14 protein-coding genes are annotated in these 16,853 nt (G+C 52.5%); 12 read left to right on the top strand and 2 right to left on the bottom strand.

The genetic code is table 11. The features are described from left to right. Positions 1-70 precede the first annotated feature (70 nt). Entirely contained in the window at positions 71-286 is a 216-nt protein-coding gene (locus ACJJI7_RS19510; RefSeq protein WP_020413094.1) for a cold-shock protein, read from the top strand. 625 nt (positions 287-911) lie between these two features. On the opposite strand, the gene ACJJI7_RS19505 is transcribed toward ACJJI7_RS19510, so the two are convergent. Both ACJJI7_RS19505 and mfd read right to left on the bottom strand, forming a co-directional pair. Continuing rightward, on the bottom strand, positions 912-1,883 hold the full coding sequence (locus ACJJI7_RS19505) for a CsiV family protein (protein ID WP_169337107.1): 972 nt from the start codon (positions 1,881-1,883) through the stop codon (positions 912-914). A gap of 130 nt (positions 1,884-2,013) precedes the next feature. Continuing rightward, positions 2,014-5,493 carry a transcription-repair coupling factor gene (gene mfd / locus ACJJI7_RS19500; protein ID WP_444901445.1) on the bottom strand — a complete coding sequence of 1,160 codons (3,480 nt, stop codon included), beginning with the start codon at positions 5,491-5,493 and terminating at the stop codon, positions 2,014-2,016. A gap of 302 nt (positions 5,494-5,795) precedes the next feature. On the opposite strand from mfd, the gene ACJJI7_RS19495 reads away from it, so the two are divergent. The 11 genes from ACJJI7_RS19495 (at position 5,796) to ACJJI7_RS19445 (ending at position 16,813) form a co-directional block, all read left to right on the top strand. Further along, entirely contained in the window at positions 5,796-7,259 is a 1,464-nt protein-coding gene (locus tag ACJJI7_RS19495; protein WP_040628710.1) for a glyceraldehyde-3-phosphate dehydrogenase, read from the top strand. A 394-nt stretch (positions 7,260-7,653) separates the two neighbouring features. After that, positions 7,654-8,994: a Na(+)-translocating NADH-quinone reductase subunit A gene (locus ACJJI7_RS19490; protein ID WP_444901446.1), complete on the top strand. Its 1,341-nt coding sequence runs from the start codon at positions 7,654-7,656 to the stop codon at positions 8,992-8,994. A 2-nt stretch (positions 8,995-8,996) separates the two neighbouring features. Further along, on the top strand, positions 8,997-10,208 hold the full coding sequence (locus tag ACJJI7_RS19485) for an NADH:ubiquinone reductase (Na(+)-transporting) subunit B (protein ID WP_020413089.1): 1,212 nt from the start codon (positions 8,997-8,999) through the stop codon (positions 10,206-10,208). Beyond that, complete coding sequence (locus ACJJI7_RS19480; RefSeq protein WP_020413088.1) at positions 10,201-10,983, top strand: Na(+)-translocating NADH-quinone reductase subunit C; 783 nt, start codon at positions 10,201-10,203, stop codon at positions 10,981-10,983. The genes ACJJI7_RS19485 and ACJJI7_RS19480 overlap by 8 nt, the downstream gene beginning before the upstream one ends. A gap of 2 nt (positions 10,984-10,985) precedes the next feature. Beyond that, positions 10,986-11,642, top strand: coding sequence for an NADH:ubiquinone reductase (Na(+)-transporting) subunit D (locus tag ACJJI7_RS19475; RefSeq protein WP_020413087.1), 657 nt, complete (start codon positions 10,986-10,988; stop codon positions 11,640-11,642). A gap of 51 nt (positions 11,643-11,693) precedes the next feature. After that, a complete protein-coding gene (gene nqrE / locus ACJJI7_RS19470) occupies positions 11,694-12,254 on the top strand; it encodes an NADH:ubiquinone reductase (Na(+)-transporting) subunit E (RefSeq protein WP_370452159.1) in 561 nt (186 codons plus the stop codon). A 17-nt stretch (positions 12,255-12,271) separates the two neighbouring features. Further along, on the top strand, positions 12,272-13,495 hold the full coding sequence (gene nqrF / locus ACJJI7_RS19465; RefSeq protein WP_020413085.1) for an NADH:ubiquinone reductase (Na(+)-transporting) subunit F: 1,224 nt from the start codon (positions 12,272-12,274) through the stop codon (positions 13,493-13,495). A gap of 14 nt (positions 13,496-13,509) precedes the next feature. Continuing rightward, a complete protein-coding gene (locus ACJJI7_RS19460; RefSeq protein ID WP_444901447.1) occupies positions 13,510-14,568 on the top strand; it encodes an FAD:protein FMN transferase in 1,059 nt (352 codons plus the stop codon). Beyond that, the gene (nqrM, locus tag ACJJI7_RS19455) at positions 14,568-14,810 is read left to right on the top strand and encodes a (Na+)-NQR maturation NqrM (RefSeq protein ID WP_020413083.1); all 243 of its coding nucleotides are present in this window, start codon (positions 14,568-14,570) and stop codon (positions 14,808-14,810) included. Before ACJJI7_RS19460 ends, nqrM begins: the two co-directional genes overlap by 1 nt. 144 nt (positions 14,811-14,954) lie before the next feature. After that, complete coding sequence (sthA, locus tag ACJJI7_RS19450) at positions 14,955-16,352, top strand: Si-specific NAD(P)(+) transhydrogenase (RefSeq protein WP_020413082.1); 1,398 nt, start codon at positions 14,955-14,957, stop codon at positions 16,350-16,352. Beyond that, entirely contained in the window at positions 16,349-16,813 is a 465-nt protein-coding gene (locus ACJJI7_RS19445) for a thioesterase family protein (protein WP_020413081.1), read from the top strand. The genes sthA and ACJJI7_RS19445 overlap by 4 nt, the downstream gene beginning before the upstream one ends. Positions 16,814-16,853 lie beyond the last annotated feature (40 nt).

Here is a 16,853-nt window from a genome sequence, read left to right as displayed (position 1 = left end):
TTGCCCCTCTTGCCGAAAGTAGTATTGAGGTAATTGAGGTAGGCGCAATAACAATAATGAGGTTTTCTCAATGAGTGATCGCGTTACAGGTACTGTGAAGTGGTTTAATAACGCACGGGGTTATGGCTTCATCACCTGTGGAGAAGGAACTGAAGACATTTTTGTTCATTATCGCAGCATTCGCGGCGAGGGTTATAAAACCCTTAACGAGGGGCAGGCGGTAGAGTTCGAAATGCAACAAGGTGACAAAGGACTGCTGGCGGAAGATGTTGTTCCCTGTGAGTGATTTACGGATCGCTCGTTGAAAGAACTGTTGTCGTGTAGGGTTGTGCAGATACCTGCTGCCAGCTCTGCCAGCGCCTCTGGAAAAGTGGGCTGAAAGGTCCGCTTTTCTATTCCGTTTCCTTCATTGGATTGGTTCCTTTTTTCCGTAGGTTAAGAGGTTGGCTATTTTGTGACTGTTGATATTGCTGCGGTCTAAATGCCCGCCGCCAGTATATTTTGATTCTCGTTTTATTCTCTCGCTTAACCCAGTTGAATTAACCTCTCATTAATTTTTAGAATTAATCAATTTGAAACCTGTTTAATGTTATAGGCTTCTTTCCCAATTGTGCCCCAAAATTCTGCGGTTAGTGAAAATGTATTGTCCAATCAAAAGAGTGTAAGGAAAGAAAATTGATAATTAAGCGTATGTTGAAAAAAGTGGTTTGTTATAAGAGCTGATTTCTGCATTTAGTTTATAAAAAATTATTCTTTAGTCTTTTTGCATGCAATGTACTTAATTCGAAATTTATTAACTGACTTTAAATTTGGTTGTATCTTGGGGGGAGTGTAGATTGGCGAGGTAAAGGATTAAAGTAATACCCCCCATTGTTGTGGGGGATAAGTTGGCTAGCTTAAGGTTTTATTAGTCAGTTTCCAGTATTCGAAATATTATTCTCTATGGTATTGCTTGCTTTTATATCTTCTTCTGTCGGTTTAGCTACGGTGCGGACTTCAATCAGAATACCGAAGGCGGGGTGGTCGATATAGTGTAATTGTCCGCTACGTAAGCGGCGTTCATGTTGCAAGCGGGCAGTGTGAGCGGCATAAACCATATGCTCAGTTTCCAGCTGGGGTTCGCTTAGCGTTACAGGTTCATAGTCTGACAAGGAATTTGGGACATCCTGTAGCGCAACGCTCTTATAGTTTTCTTCAGACTGTGCCCTGCTTTTTATTTCCAGTGGAGCTTCGACGGCGACCCTTGGTCGTTGTGGCAACAATACGCCATCAACGGAAGCTGGGGTGGAAAAATCATTTAGCCAGAGGTCTGTGCTGATGTGGAGATAGCGGGAGACGCTCAGGGTGATCGAGCCTCCCAGTTGGCTGTGGCCTTGGAAGGTGTCGCCGCCGTCGATCAGAATGGCGGGGGAGTTTCGCTTTTGCTTCAATATTTGGCGCCATGCCTTGTGAAACAGAATCCGGTCACCACCTCTTGCAAGGGCAGTAGCCTTGTTGCCCAGTAGGGTTGCTGTGGGCGAGAGGAGTAAACTGGAGTGACTTCCTGACTCTACCTTATCGCCATTGGTTTCCAGCGGCTCAAATCCCAACGGCTCATCGGTGCTGACTTCTTCCCCGGCCAGCTCTGTTAGAGATACCGCTTCTGGAGAGGGGGTCGGTTGTGGGTTTTCCTGGCGGGTCTCGAAGTCCACCCAGTTGGAAGGGTACTCCAGGCGTGGATTTGCTGGCCAGTTTTCACTAGTCTGCGCCATGCCTTGGGGGCGCTCGAAAATGATCATCTCGATTTCGAAAGTGTTCCCTGCATAGTTGGCGGCTTGCGTGCCTGCAGCAGCGAGCGCCAGGGCTAGGGTGGAGCAGAGGCGAGTTATCCTTTTCACGGTCATGGAGTTACCACTTTTCATCTTTCTATGGTCGGTGCCTGGAGGAGCGGCCGAAGCCAGTTTTTGGTGTCGGTAATTTTGGCAGCAGGAATTGCTGGTGTCGATCGATCACCTCACTGGCTGCGAGATATTATCATTGCGCTAGCCGCTCCAAAACTTCATTGATTTCCTGCAGCTTGCGATCTGGACCTTCCTCATCAAGGCTGAAGTTTAGTTGGTTGGCGCCTGCCAATTGATAGCGGCCAGGTTGGGTTTGAACCAGCTTTACCAGGGTGAGAGGGTCTACCTGGGTTGTGTCAGCAAACTCTATTCTGCCGCGGGCGGCAGAGGCTTCCAGCTTGCGAATGCCCATTTTATCCGCCTTCAGTTTGATTTCAGTGGTGCGGAACAGGTGCTTTACCGACTCCGGCAGCAGGCCAAAACGATCTATCATCTCTACTTGCAGCTCCTTGAGTTGTTGGCGATCGACAGCGTTGGCAATGCGCTTGTACATCATCAGGCGGCCGTGCACATCGGGTAGGTAGTCTTCAGGGATGAGTGCCGGCACTCGCAGATTGACATCAACCGCAGGAGACTCCAGAGGTTCATCGATATTGGGTGTGCGCCCCTCGCGAATTGCCTTTACTGCTCGGTCGAGCATCTCCATATACAGGTTGAAGCCTACACTTTGGATCTGCCCGCTCTGTTCTTCGCCAAGTAGCTCACCGGCACCGCGAATTTCCAGATCGTGAGTGGCCAGAGTAAAGCCTGCCCCCAGATCCTGGGCTTCACTGATTGCTTCCAGTCGCTTTACAGCATCGCTGGTCATGGAGCGCTTGCTGGGTGTCAACAGGTAAGCGTAGGCCTGGTGGTGGGAGCGTCCTACTCGGCCGCGCAGCTGATGAAGCTGAGCCAGCCCGAACTTATCTGCGCGCTCAATCAGGATGGTATTGGCGGTGGGGACGTCGATACCGGTCTCAATTATGGTGGTACACACCAGCACGTTAAAGCGTTTGTGGTAGAAGTCACTCATGACCTGTTCCAGCTCGCGCTCGCGCATTTGCCCGTGGCCAATACCGATACGCGCTTCAGGAATCAGCTCTTGCAGTTCCCGGGCAATACGCTCGATGCTCTTGACTTCGTTGTGCAGGAAATATACCTGGCCACCACGCAGAATTTCCCGGAGTATGGCCTCCTTTACCAGGGCGTCATCGCGCTCACGTACAAAGGTCTTTACCGATAGGCGGCGCGCCGGAGGAGTGGCAATCACCGAGAGGTCGCGAATACCGGCCATTGCCATATTTAAAGTGCGAGGAATTGGTGTGGCAGTCAGGTTGAGAATATCGACTTCTGCACGCAAACTCTTGAGGCGTTCTTTCTGGCGTACGCCAAAGCGGTGTTCTTCATCAATAATCAGCAGTCCCAGATTTTTAAAGTCCAGGTCACTCTGTAGCAGCTTATGGGTGCCGACCAGGATGTCCACTTTGCCACTGGCTACTTTTTCTTTCACGCTGTCCACTTCCTTGCCTGATCGGAAGCGTGAGATCACTTCAATATTGATAGGCCAGTCTGCAAATCGGTCCTGGAAAGATTGAAAATGCTGCTGAGCGAGTAGGGTCGTTGGCACCAGCATGGCCACTTGCTTGCCTGCATGAGCGGCGACAAATGCCGCACGCATGGCGACTTCGGTTTTGCCAAAGCCCACGTCGCCACAGACCAATCGGTCCATGGGTTTCTTCGACAGCATATCGCCAATCACGGATTCAATGGCCTGCTGCTGGTCTGGCGTTTCCTCGAAGGGGAAGGCCGCAGAGAACTCTCGGTAAGCCAGCTTGGGATCGGCAAAGGCATGGCCGACACGTGCCTCCCGGCGAGCGTAAATATCCAGGAGTTCGGCGGCGGCATCGCGCACTTTTTCAGCGGCTTTGCGCTTGGCTTTCTGCCACTGTTCACTGCCCATTTTGTGCAATGGAGCCAGGGCTTCATCAGCGCCAGAGTAGCGGCTGATCAGATGCAGGCTGGCTACGGGCACATAGAGCTTGGCCTCATTGGCATACTCCAAGGTTAGGAATTCAGCGGGTTGGCCGTCGATCTCCAGGTGTTGCAAGCCGCGATAGCGACCCACGCCATGATCAATATGTACTACCGGGGCGCCTATACGCAGTTCCGCCAGGTTTTTAACTGCATTGTCTGCGTCGTCCTTAGCTTTCTTGCGGCGACGCTGCTGTAGTACCCGTTCGCCGAATAGCTGCGGCTCAGCGATTAAATTAATGGAGGGGTCAGTAAGTAGCAGCCCTTGGTCAAGGGGGGCGACGGTGATGCCGATGGCTTCATCGCTGTGCAGGAACGCCTCCCAGCTGGCAAAGGCTGGGGGAGCCAGGCGAATGCCTTTAAGGAGTTCCAGCAATGCCTCACGGCGCCCGCCACTTTCCGCGCAGAAAAGCACCCGCCCAGAGCATTCCATCAGGTAGCTTTCCAGAGCTGCCATGGGTTGTTCAGCTTTACCATCTACGGGTAGGGTCGGCGGTACCAGGGTGGCAAAATTGTAGTTGCCCTGACTATCCGGCAGAGTATCGGTGGAGAAAATGGCTCTCGGCATGGACTTGAGGGCGCCGTTGAATTCATCCACATCGAGCAGGATCTGACGGGGTTGTAGTATAGGGCGAGTCAGGTCGCCGCAGCGGCTCTCATAGCGATTGCTGACCTCACGCCAGAAGCTCTCTATTGCTGCTTGGATATCCCCCTGAATGAATGCCTGGCTGTTCTCGGGAAGGTAGTCGAAGAGGTTCGCGCATTTATTATCGAAGAATAACGGCAGGTAGTATTCAATACCCGCTGGGGCTATGCCCGCGCTGATATCCTGGTAGATAGGTACCAGGCTGGGGTCGGCCTGGAATTGCTCATGCCAGTTCTGGAGGAAGCCGGAAAGTCCGGCTTTGTGCATGGGAAATTCCCGCGCGGGGAGCAGATGAATCGTTTCCACCTTGTCCACAGTGCGCTGGGTTTCTGGGTCAAAAGTACGCAAGGATTCGATTTCATCGTCAAACAAATCGATGCGATAGGGCAGCGGGCTGCCCATGGGAAATATATCCATTAAGGAGCCGCGCACGGCAAATTCACCATGCTCATAAACGGTGTCCACGCAGTGATAGCCCGCCTGCTCCAATAAGCGCCGCTGGATGTCGATATCAAATTGTTGCCCCTCGCTCAGGATCAGGGCGTTGCCGGCAACATAGTCGCACGGGGGTAGGCGGTGCATCAGGGTACTTACCGGCACTATCACAATGCCGCTGCCCATTTTGGGCATTCGATAAAGGGTGGCAAGGCGGTCGGAAATGATGTCCTGGTGAGGTGAGAAAGTATCGTAGGGAAGTATCTCCCAGTCAGGGAAATGAAAGATCTCAAGTGGCTGTTCCGGGCCGTCATCTCGCTGAGGTTTGTTAAAAAATTTCAATTGCACCTCTAATCGGTGCGCCTCAAGGCTATCTCCAGTGATCAGCAGTGTCGGGGATTTGCTGTTGCGAGCTGCGTTTAATACGGCGAGCGCGGCCGCTGCGCCATGCAGCTGCCCCCAGAATTGCCGGTCATTGCTGTTGAGAAACTTTGGTGGAGTCAGGGGCTGTATATCGGTCATCTTTCCTTATATATCCGCGCTTTCATCTGCTGTAGTGCCAGGGGCGGCTATTGTAGCCGTGAAAGGGTCTGGCTGCAGTCTATGTTAACCGTGCCTGTGCTTTGGGTTGCGAACGGCTACGCTTTTTTTGATATTGCACTACATCCGGCAGCGGGCTAGCGAAAAGGTAGTTTTACTACATTTTTTTGACTTTTTTTTGCCCAGTTGCGTAGGCATAGGTGAATACTGATAATGCGCAGCCACATGGCCCTGGTGAGGTATCAGGCCGTGATTTCCTGCCTATTAATATTTTGCAGAGGTGTCTGACAGTGACTCAGAAGCGACCGAAGCCCGCGGACTTTTTCAAGGACTGGAAGCAGCGTGAAGCGCTGGCCGAATCCATGATCCCGATGATCGGAAAGCTCAACCGCGAGCAAAACGTCGGTATTTATATGTACGGCCGCAACCTGGTAAATCGCTCAGTTCTGAGCATTATGAAAGCGCACCGTTTCGTGCGTCAGGTTGAGGAGAATGAACTCTCCGAGTTTGAAACCTTCCCTGTGTTGGAAGCTATCTGCAAATTGGACCTGGGTCCTGTACACATTGACCTGGGAACCCTGACCAATAAATTTATGCGCGACGATCGCAATCTGTCTGTAGACGATTTCGTACGTGAGGAACTGGCGGATGCCAGTGGTGCTGGCAAGCCTTTGCCTGAGCCCAAGGATGTAGTGATCTACGGCTTTGGCCGTATCGGTCGCTTGGTTGCTCGTTTGCTGGTTGACAAAGCTGGCAGCGGCGACGTCCTGCGCCTGCGCGCAATCGTGCTGCGTAAGGGCAAGGCCCCGAATGATCTGGTGAAGCGCGCCTCCCTGCTGCGTCGCGATTCCGTACACGGCGCCTTCCAGGGCACTATCCGCGTGGATGAGGAGACTAGCTCCTTGATCTGCAACGGTAATGAGATCAAGGTCATCTATGCCAACTCTCCGCAGGAGGTGGATTACACCGAGCACGGTATTAACGATGCAATCATCGTGGATAGCACCGGTGTATGGCGTGACGAAGATGGCCTGAGTCAGCACCTGGAAAGCCCAGGTGCTTCCAAAGTGATCCTGACCGCTCCGGGTAAAGGCGATATCAAGAATATCGTTTACGGTATCAACAACGGTGACATCAAGCCAGAAGACAAGATCCTTTCCGCAGCATCCTGTACCACTAACGCTATCGTGCCGGTACTGAAGGCTATGATGGACGGCTACGGTGTTGAGCATGGCCACGTGGAAACCGTGCATGCATATACCAACGACCAGAACCTGATCGACAACTACCACAAGGGTGAGCGTCGCGGTCGCGCAGCTGCGTTGAATATGGTTCTGACTGAGACCGGCGCTGCCAAAGCTGTCGCCAAGGCGCTGCCAGAGCTAAAGGGCAAGCTCACTGGTAATGCGATTCGTGTTCCGACCCCGAACGTTTCCATGGCGATCCTCAACCTGAATTTGGGTAAAGAGGCCACCAAGGAAGAGCTGAATGAGTACATGCGTGAAGTGGCTCTGCACTCTCCGCTGCGTCAGCAGATCGACTACACCAACTCTCCGGAAGTAGTGTCCAGCGATTTTGTTGGCTCCCGCCGTGCCTGCGTATTCGATTCCAATGCAACAATCGTTGACGGTAAGAATGCGGTGCTTTACTGCTGGTACGATAATGAGTTCGGTTATAGCTGTCAGGTGGTTCGCTGCCTGGAAGATATGGCCGGCGTTCGTTACGAGTTGTTCCCCAAGAAAGACTGAGGCGTCAGCTGAAAGTCTCCAGGTCGGTCTCAGGGGCCGGCCAGTGGGGTGAGGCGGCTCTCGTAGCCGTCCGCCCGGATCTCTCCAAATCCCTGTTTTTCCAGTAAAAATTTCTCAACTTAGTGTTAGTTAGAGACTTCCCAGGCTGGTAAAGCCTCTGTCCCATCTTTATAATGCGCGCGATTTTGCGGGGCGGCCGTGCGCCGAGAAGTTAGCGCGCACAACCTTTTAGTTAGCTTCCTTCCGCCCGGTCTACGGGTGAAACGGCATAAGCCCTCGCTACATGGAATTCCACAGTATGGCTCGCCAGTCTGGGATCGACTGTTTGTCAGTTTGAACCCGGAACGGTGGGCCGTATTGCAATTTTATAAACTAGAAACTTAGGCATAGGCGTATGAGAAAGATCCGTCGGGGATTGGACTTACCCATATCCGGCGCGCCCGAGCAGGTCATCCACAAAGGGCCTGCGATCAAGACCGTTGCTGTTCTCGGTCCCGATTATCACGGGATGAAACCGACAATGGCGGTGGCTGTAGGGGATCGCGTCAATCTTGGTCAGCTACTGTTCAGTGACAAAAAAACCGAAGGTGTGCGCTACACAGCGCCGGCCGCTGGTCGTATTGTTGCTATTAATCGCGGTGCCCGCCGTGTTCTGCAATCCGTTGTGATTGGCATTGACGGCGATGCAGCAGAACAGTTCCAAAGCTATAGCGCAGATAAACTGTCTGGTCTGACGCGCGAACAGGTCGTTGAGAACCTGGTTGAATCCGGTATGTGGACCGCACTGCGCACCCGCCCATTCAGCCGCGTTCCCGCCCTGGACGCTAAACCGGAAGCGGTGTTTATCAATGCGATGGACACCAATCCTCTGGCTGCCAACCCAGAAGTGGTCATTGCCGAGAACCCCAAAGCCTTCTCTCAGGGCGTTGAGATTCTTTCCAAGTTGGCGGAAACCACTTACGTCTGTACCGCTCCTGATGCAGATATCCCCGTACCGAGCGCTGCGAATATTCGCCGCGAAGCTTTTGCCGGCCCCCATCCGGCAGGTCTGTCAGGTACCCATATCCACTACTTGAACCCGGTTTCCGGTTCTCGCAGTGTATTCACCATTAATTACCAGGATGTGATCGCCGTAGGCAAACTATTTGCCACCGGTAAACTGTTCACCGATCGCGTGGTTTCCCTGGCCGGCCCTCAAGTCAAGCAGCCGCGTCTTCTGCGCACTCGTCTCGGCGCCAGCCTGGAAACTTTGACTTCCGGTGAGTTGAAAGGTGATAACGACCGCATTATTTCCGGCTCGGTATTTGGCGGTCGTACTGCTGAAGGTCCTTTGGGTTACCTGGGCCGTTACCACAACCAGATTTCTGTTCTGGAAGAGGGCGATGAGCGCCCATTCCTGCACTACCTGCGTGCCGGTAACAAGCGTTTCTCCGTATTCCCGATTTACCTCTCGCGCCTGTTCAAGAACAGGCTGTTCAATTTCACTACCAGTACCAACGGTTCCGAGCGTGCCATGGTACCGGTTGGCACTTATGAGAAGGTAATGCCGCTGGACGTACTGCCGACCCAGCTACTGCGCTCCCTGATCGTGGGTGATACCGCTATGGCCCAGAAACTGGGTGCTCTGGAGTTGGATGAGGAAGATCTGGCGCTGTGCACCTTTGTGTGTCCGGGCAAGTACGAATACGGCCCCATTTTGCGGGACAACCTGACCCGTATTGAGAAGGAGGGGTAAGTATGCTGCGTAAATTCCTCGATTCAATCGAACCAAAATTTCATAAAGGCGGTAAGTTCGAAAAGTTCTACGCCCTGTTTGAAGCGATTGACACCGGTCTGTTTCAGCCGGCAGACAAGACCAAAACTACTGCTCATGTGCGCGATGGTATCGACCTGAAGCGTATTATGATCACGGTTTGGGCTTGTGCGATGATCCCTGCCTTCTATGGTATGTGGAATATCGGCTTCCAGGCCAACACCATTCTCGAAGGTATGACCAATCCGGATCTGTCCGGCTGGCGCCACGCCATTATTGGTGCTTTGACCTCCTACAACCCAGCTAGCCTGTGGGACAACTTTGTCTACGGAGCCATGTACTTCCTGCCGATTTATGCGGTCACCTTTATTGTGGGTGGTATCTGGGAAGTGTTGTTCGCCGCTGTGCGCGGTCACGAAGTGAACGAAGGCTTCTTCGTAACCTCCATCCTGTTCGCCTTGACCTGTCCGCCGGATCTGCCTCTGTGGATGGTGGCTATGGGCATCAGCTTCGGTGTGGTTATCGGTAAGGAAGTATTCGGTGGTACCGGCAAGAACTTCCTCAACCCGGCTCTTACCGGCCGTGCCTTCGTATTCTTTGCCTATCCGGCAGCAATGTCTGGCGATGCAGTATGGACTGCGGTTGACGGCTATACCGGTGCTACTGCGCTGTCTGTTATGGCCAGCGAAGGTATCCAGAACGGTATCGTCAATGCTGCTGTTGGCCAGGTAACCTGGTTCGACGCTTTCTTCGGTCAGATCCATGGTTCCATTGGTGAAACTTCTACCCTGGCCATCCTGATTGCCGGCGTAATCCTGATGGGCATGAAGATCGCCAGCTGGCGCATCGTAGCCGGCACTCTGCTGGGCATGATGGCCACTGCGTTTATGTTCAACATGATCGGTTCCGAAACCAACCCAATGTTCCAGGTACCCTGGTACTGGCACCTGGTAGTGGGTGGTTTCGCCTTCGGTCTGATCTTTATGACCACTGACCCTGTATCTGCAGCGATGACCAATATCGGCCGCTGGTGGTACGGCATCCTGATTGGGGTGATGGTTGTCCTGATTCGTGTGGTGAACCCGGCCTTCCCGGAAGGCATGATGCTGGCGATCCTGTTCGCCAACCTGTTCGCTCCGCTGTTTGACCACTTTGTGGTGCAGTCCAATATCAAACGGAGGTTGGCACGTGGCTAATAAAGATTCCGTAACCGGTACTCTGATTGTCGCGCTGGTAATGTGCCTGGTGTGCTCCGTGGTGGTTTCCACTGCGGCGGTAATGCTGAAGCCTGCCCAGCAGGCGAATGCCGAGCTGGACATGAAGCGCAATGTACTGATGGCAGGGGGCCTGCTAAAGGATTCCCACGCTAGCAAAGCTGAGGTTGAGAAGGCCTTCGCGGATATTCAGATCAAATATGTTGACCTGAATACCGGCAAGTTCACCGATCAGGCTCCGGCTGGTGGTAGCGGTCGTGCCGCTTCCAAAATTGCCTCTGCCAGCGAGAAGCTGCCCGCTGATGAGGACACGGCCAAAATTATCCGTCGGGAAAATACTAAAGAGGTATACCTGGTAGAGAAAGACGGCAAGCTGGATAAGATCATTCTGCCTATCCGTGGTTACGGCCTATGGGGCACCCTGTATGGCTTTCTCGCACTCGAGAGCAATCTCGACACCGTAGCAGGCCTCGGCTTCTACGAGCATAAGGAAACTCCCGGACTCGGTGGCGAAGTGGACAATCCCAACTGGAAAGCCCAGTGGATTGGCAAAAAGGTCTTCGATACCGATGGCAACGTTGACATCAACGTGATCAAGGGACAGGTAAACCCTGACAGCCCAGATGCGATTCACGAAGTAGATGGTTTGTCTGGTGCGACTCTGACCAGTAAGGGTGTTGATAACCTGGTGAACTTCTGGTTGGGTAACCAGGGTTATGGTCCCTTCCTGAAAAACCTGAAAGCAGGGGAGGCATAAGCATGAAAATCAAAGAGACTCTGCTAGAGCCGATTTTTAACAACAACCCGATCGCGCTGCAGATCCTGGGTATCTGTTCTGCACTAGCTGTTACCAGCTCACTGCAGGTTACCCTGGTAATGTGTATCGCTCTGACCTCGGTTGTGGCCTGTTCCAACGTTGCGGTATCTCTGATCCGCAGCCAGATCCCGAACAGCATCCGTATCATTGTACAGATGACCGTGATTGCCTCCCTGGTAATCCTGGTTGACCAGCTGATCAAGGCCCTGGCTTACGACATCTCCAAGCAGCTGTCCGTATTCGTTGGCCTGATCATTACCAACTGTATCGTAATGGGCCGTGCGGAAGCCTTCGCTATGAAGAACCCGCCACTGCCCAGCTTTTTTGATGGTCTTGGAAACGGTCTGGGTTATAGCGTAATCCTGATCGGTCTCGCGGTAATCCGTGAACTCTTCGGTGCCGGTAAACTGTTTGGTGTGGATATCCTGACTACCGTGAGCAATGGTGGTTGGTACATCCCTAACGGCCTACTGTTATTGCCGCCGAGTGCATTCTTCCTGATCGGCTTGTTCATTTGGGCAATTCGCGCCTGGAAGCCTGCCCAGGTTGAGCAGGATGAGTTCAAGATTGCGCCTAATTCCCAAGCGCAGGAGGCCTAATCCGTGGAACATTATATTTCTTTGATTATCCGCGCCGTTTTCGTTGAAAACATGGCGTTGGCCTTCTTCCTCGGTATGTGTACCTTCCTGGCGGTATCGAAGAAGATTGAGGCCGCTATTGGCCTGGGTGTTGCGGTTATTGTGGTACTGACTTTGACAGTACCGGTGAACAACCTGATCTACACCTACCTGCTGAAAGACGGTGCGCTGGCCTGGGCCGGCTACCCCGACGTGGACCTGAGCTTCCTCGGCCTGCTGTCTTACATCGGCGTAATTGCAGCACTGGTTCAGATCCTGGAGATGTTCCTGGATAAATACGTACCGGCGCTCTACAACGCTTTGGGTGTATTCCTGCCGCTGATTACCGTGAACTGCGCCATCATGGGTGCCTCTCTGTTCATGGTTGAACGGGAATATGCGTTTGGTGAGAGTGTTGCCTATGGCTTCGGTGCTGGCCTCGGCTGGGCACTGGCGATTACCGCACTGGCCGGTATTCGTGAAAAGCTGAAGTACAGTGACGTACCGGATGGCCTGAAAGGCCTGGGTATCACCTTCGTAACCGTTGGTCTGATGTCCCTGGGCTTCATGTCCTTCGGCGGCATCGATATCTAAGCGGGGAAAACAATAGAATGAGTATTGAAATTATCCTCGGCGTAGCGATGTTTACCGTTATCGTACTGGCGCTGGTAGCGGTGATCCTTGCGGCCCGCTCGCGCCTGGTAAACACCGGCAACGTCAATATCCTGGTTAATGGTGAGAAGACTCTCACCGTACCGGCCGGCGGCAAGCTGCTGCAAACCCTGGCTGCTAACAACCTGTTCCTGGCCTCCGCCTGTGGTGGCGGCGGCAGCTGTGCGCAATGTGTATGTAAAGTGACTGCGGGTGGTGGTGATATGCTGCCCACCGAAGCGGCACACTTTACTCCGCGAGATGCAAAGGAAGGTAAGCGTCTTTCCTGTCAAGTTGCTGTTAAGCAGGATATGGAAATCGAAGTACCGGAAGAGGTATTTGGTGTGAAACAGTGGGAGTGCACTGTGGAATCCAATCCAAACGTAGCCACCTTTATTAAAGAGCTGACCCTGCGTCTGCCTGAAGGTGAAAACGTTGACTTCCGTGCGGGTGGTTACGTGCAGTTGGAGGCTCCGCCCCACCACGTAAAATTTGCTGACTTCGAGGTAGAAGACCAATACCGCGGTGACTGGGAGCATTTCGGCTTCTTCAAGCTGGAGTCCAAGGTTACTGAGCCTGTGGTACGTGCCTACTCTATGGCCAACTACCCGGAAGAGAAGGGTGTTGTTAAATTCAACATCCGTATCGCGACTCCGCCGCCGCGCACGGAAGGTGTGCCCCCTGGCCAGATGTCTTCCTACGTGTTCAGCCTCAAGCCGGGTGACAAGATCAAGGTATACGGACCCTTCGGTGAATTCTTCGCCAAGGAAACCGATAACGAGATGGTCTTTATTGGTGGTGGTGCCGGTATGGCACCGATGCGTTCACACATCTTCGACCAGCTCAAGCGCTTGCACTCCAAGCGCAAGATCAGCTTCTGGTATGGCGCTCGCTCCCTGCGCGAAATGTTCTATGAAGATGACTACAACGGCCTGGCTTCTGAGTTTGACAATTTCCAGTGGCACGTGGCTCTGTCCGACCCACAACCTGAGGACAACTGGACTGGTTACACAGGATTCATTCACAACGTAGTGTATGAAAACTACCTGAAAGACCACCCGGCTCCGGAAGATTGTGAGTACTACATGTGTGGGCCGCCCATGATGAACGCCGCAGTAATCAATATGCTCAAAGACTTGGGCGTGGAGGATGAAAATATCCTCCTCGATGACTTCGGTGGTTAAACGGGGAGCTTAGTTTGCTAAACGCAATCAAAGCCCCGAAAAAAGCAAAAACAGGGCCCGTTCTTCCGGCCCTGTTTTTGCTTTGTGTGGCTGTAATTTTTTCTGCTTGTACACCGACACCTGAGAACTGGCAACTCAGTGGCCGCACCATGGGCACCACTTATCACATCACGGTTGTCGATGTTCCCCGAGGTGTTGAGCACAGCCAGTTGCAGACGCTAATCGATAGTGAGCTGCAACAGGTCAACCAGGAGATGTCCACTTACATCAATGATTCCGAGTTGATGCGTTTTAATCGCAGTCCTGTGGGTGAGGCCATTCCGGTTAGCGAACCGCTCGCCGATATTGTGCAGATGTCTCTGGATATCTATCGTCGCAGCGAAGGCGCCTTTGAGGTGACTGTGGGACCCCTGGTTAACTTGTGGGGTTTCGGCCCTCAACCAGAACCAGAGCGGATTCCCACCGATGCGGATATTGCCCGTTTGCAGCAGGTAGTGGGCTCTGATGCACTCGAGGTGACTCGTGAACCGGATACCATCACCCGCAATCGTCCAGTAGAGATTGACCTATCGGCCATCGCCAAAGGGCACGGCGTGGATCGGGTTGCGATGTTGTTGGAGCGGCAGGGAATTCTTAACTATCTGGTCGAAATCGGTGGTGAACTGCGTACCCTTGGTATGAATCCAAAAGGTAAGGCTTGGCGAATTGGTATTGAGGCGCCTGACTCAATGGGTCAAATGGTTCAGGAATCAATTGCTGTGAGTGGTAAAGCAGTGGCCACCAGTGGTGATTATCGCAATTATTACGAGCGCGACGGGGTACGTTATGCGCATAGCATAGATCCGCGTACTGGTCGCCCGCTAAAGCACCGATTGGCGTCGGTGACTGTTATAGCGGATACCTGTGCTGAGGCAGATGGTTTGGCCACTGCACTGAATGTACTTGGGGCCGAAGCGGGAATGGCTTTGGCAGAGCGTGAAAAGCTGGCTGTCTTTATGCTGGTGAAAACTGACAAGGGGTTTGAAGAGCGGTATAGCACCGCTTTTGCCCCTTACCTTGAGAGGTCTGAGTAGTGACAATATTTATATTTGCATTTGTTGCCATGCTACTGGTCGTTGCAGGGATGGCCCTTGGTGCCATGGTTCAAAACAAACCCCTGAAGGGTTCCTGTGGCGGGCTGAATAATATCGGCATGAAGCAGGACTGCACCATTTGTGGTGGCAACGATGACGAGTGCGAAAAAGAGCAAGAGCGCCAGCGCCAAAAAGGCATGGCTACTGAAGATCTCGCTTATGACGCAACCAAGCGCAAGTAAGCATCTTCCCTCCCAAGCCCGGGATCAACGGGCTTGTTGTTTTATGTCATTGGCATATTGTTGCTGATAATCGTAATTAAATAATGAGTGAGCAGCGCTCTCGCGTATCTCACTCCGTTTGGAAAACAGAATTTAGAGCATTTGATGGCAGAGCAAAAGTTTGATCTGGTTGTAATTGGTTCGGGCCCTGCAGGTGAGGCCGCCGCGATGAGTGCCGCTAAGAAGGGCATGCGCGCAGCAGTTATTGAAAAGCGCCAAGTAGTAGGTGGCAACTGTACTCATAAGGGCACTATTCCTTCCAAGGCCTTGCGCCATTCGGTCAAACAGCTGATGCGTTACAACACTCAAAGCGTGTTTCGCGCACTGGGTGAGCCTCGTCGCCTTACTTTCCCGCAGGTGATGCAAACGGTCAACAAGGTCATTTCCTACCAAGTGGAAATGCACACTTCTTTTTATGCGCGTAATCGTGTTGAGTTGATTGTTGGTGAAGCCAAATTCCGCGATGCTAACAGTGTGGAAGTGCAGCTGCCGGATGGTGCCACAGAAATTGTTACCGCAAAGAAATTTATTATTGCTACTGGCTCCCGTCCGTATCGCCCGGCAGATGTGAATTTTGGTCACGAGCGCGTCTACGATAGCGATATGATTTTGGATATGCAGCATACCCCGCATTCCATCATGATTTATGGTGCGGGAGTGATTGGCTGTGAATACGCCTCAATTTTCGCCGGCTTGGGTGTAAAGGTGGACCTGATTAATACCCGCAGCAGTTTGCTGGAATTTCTGGATGATGAAATCTCAGATGCATTGAGCTACCACTTGCGAGATATGGGCGTAACCGTTCGCCATCAGGAAGAGTATGCACAAGTACTGCCCAACGAGCAGGGCGTAATTATGGAGATGCAATCCGGTAAGCGTATCCACGCTGACGCATTGCTTTGGTGTAACGGCCGTACTGGTAATACCAACTCCTTAGGCCTGGAAAATGTTGGCCTAGAAGCCAATCACCGCGGCCAGCTAAGTGTTGATGACCATTACTGTACAGAAGTGGAAAATATTTACGCGGTAGGGGATGTGATTGGCTGGCCGAGCCTCGCTAGTGCTTCATATGACCAGGGGCGGGCTGTGGCGGCTGCCATTGCAGGGCGTGGTCACCGTGTAATCGAAGATGCACCTACAGGTATTTACACGCTTCCAGAAATTTCCTCGGTCGGTAAAACGGAATCTGAGCTGACTGCTGCTAAAGTACCCTATGAAGTCGGCCGTGCTCTCTTCAAGCACACAGCACGTGCGCAGATCTCCGGTGAGCGGGTGGGTATGCTCAAAATCCTGTTCCATATTGAAACCCATGAAATTCTGGGTATTCACTGCTTTGGTGCTGAGGCTGCAGAAATTGTGCATATTGGCCAGGCCATAATGAAGCAGCCTTCACCGCATAATACGATTGATTATTTCGTAAACACCACCTTTAACTACCCCACCATGGCAGAAGCGTACCGCAGTGCTGCATTGGATGGGCTTAATCGGGTTGCACGACTATGACAGAGCCCTCACCACATGAGTTTCAGGAACTGGTGAAAGGGTTCTTTGAAAAGATTCCTTTTAACCAACAAATCGGACTTGAAATGCGCTCCCTGGACCTGGAGGCACTCACACTTTCAGCGGGGTTTGATCTGCGCCCGGAACTGATTGGCAATGTCTGGAAAAAAATTCTTCACGGTGGCGTAATCGCCACCGCCCTGGATACCGTCGGTGGTCTTACTGCTATGGTAGCCGCTTACCAGCGTATGGGTGACGTACATTGGAAGGAAAAAGCTGATCGCTTATCTAAGCTCGGTACCGTGGATATGCGTGTGGACTACCTAAAACCAGGCAGGGGAGAGCACTTCCTCTGTGAAGGTTCTATCCTACGTACTGGCAACAAGCTGGTAGTTGCACGTATGGAGCTAAGTAATGATAAGGAAGAGTTGATTGCTACTGGCACAGCAACCTTTTTATATTGAATGGCGGCTGAGCCAGAGATAGGTTTGGTCAACCAAGCTG

The sequence above is a fragment of the Microbulbifer variabilis genome, assembly GCF_056232115.1.
This window is presented reverse-complemented; position numbering and strand designations above follow the sequence as displayed.

Bases quoted from the DNA above. Each gene is read 5' to 3' on its own strand.
- ACJJI7_RS19485 (WP_020413089.1), top strand. From the start codon at position 8,997: ATGCTGCGTAAATTCCTCGATTCAATCGAACCAAAATTTCATAAAGGC.
- ACJJI7_RS19505 (WP_169337107.1), bottom strand. From the start codon at position 1,883: ATGACCGTGAAAAGGATAACTCGCCTCTGCTCCACCCTAGCCCTGGCG.
- ACJJI7_RS19445 (WP_020413081.1), top strand. From the start codon at position 16,349: ATGACAGAGCCCTCACCACATGAGTTTCAGGAACTGGTGAAAGGGTTC.
- mfd (WP_444901445.1), bottom strand. From the start codon at position 5,493: ATGACCGATATACAGCCCCTGACTCCACCAAAGTTTCTCAACAGCAAT.
- nqrE (WP_370452159.1), top strand. From the start codon at position 11,694: ATGGCGTTGGCCTTCTTCCTCGGTATGTGTACCTTCCTGGCGGTATCG.
- ACJJI7_RS19510 (WP_020413094.1), top strand. From the start codon at position 71: ATGAGTGATCGCGTTACAGGTACTGTGAAGTGGTTTAATAACGCACGG.
- ACJJI7_RS19475 (WP_020413087.1), top strand. From the start codon at position 10,986: ATGAAAATCAAAGAGACTCTGCTAGAGCCGATTTTTAACAACAACCCG.
- ACJJI7_RS19490 (WP_444901446.1), top strand. From the start codon at position 7,654: ATGAGAAAGATCCGTCGGGGATTGGACTTACCCATATCCGGCGCGCCC.
- sthA (WP_020413082.1), top strand. From the start codon at position 14,955: ATGGCAGAGCAAAAGTTTGATCTGGTTGTAATTGGTTCGGGCCCTGCA.
- nqrF (WP_020413085.1), top strand. From the start codon at position 12,272: ATGAGTATTGAAATTATCCTCGGCGTAGCGATGTTTACCGTTATCGTA.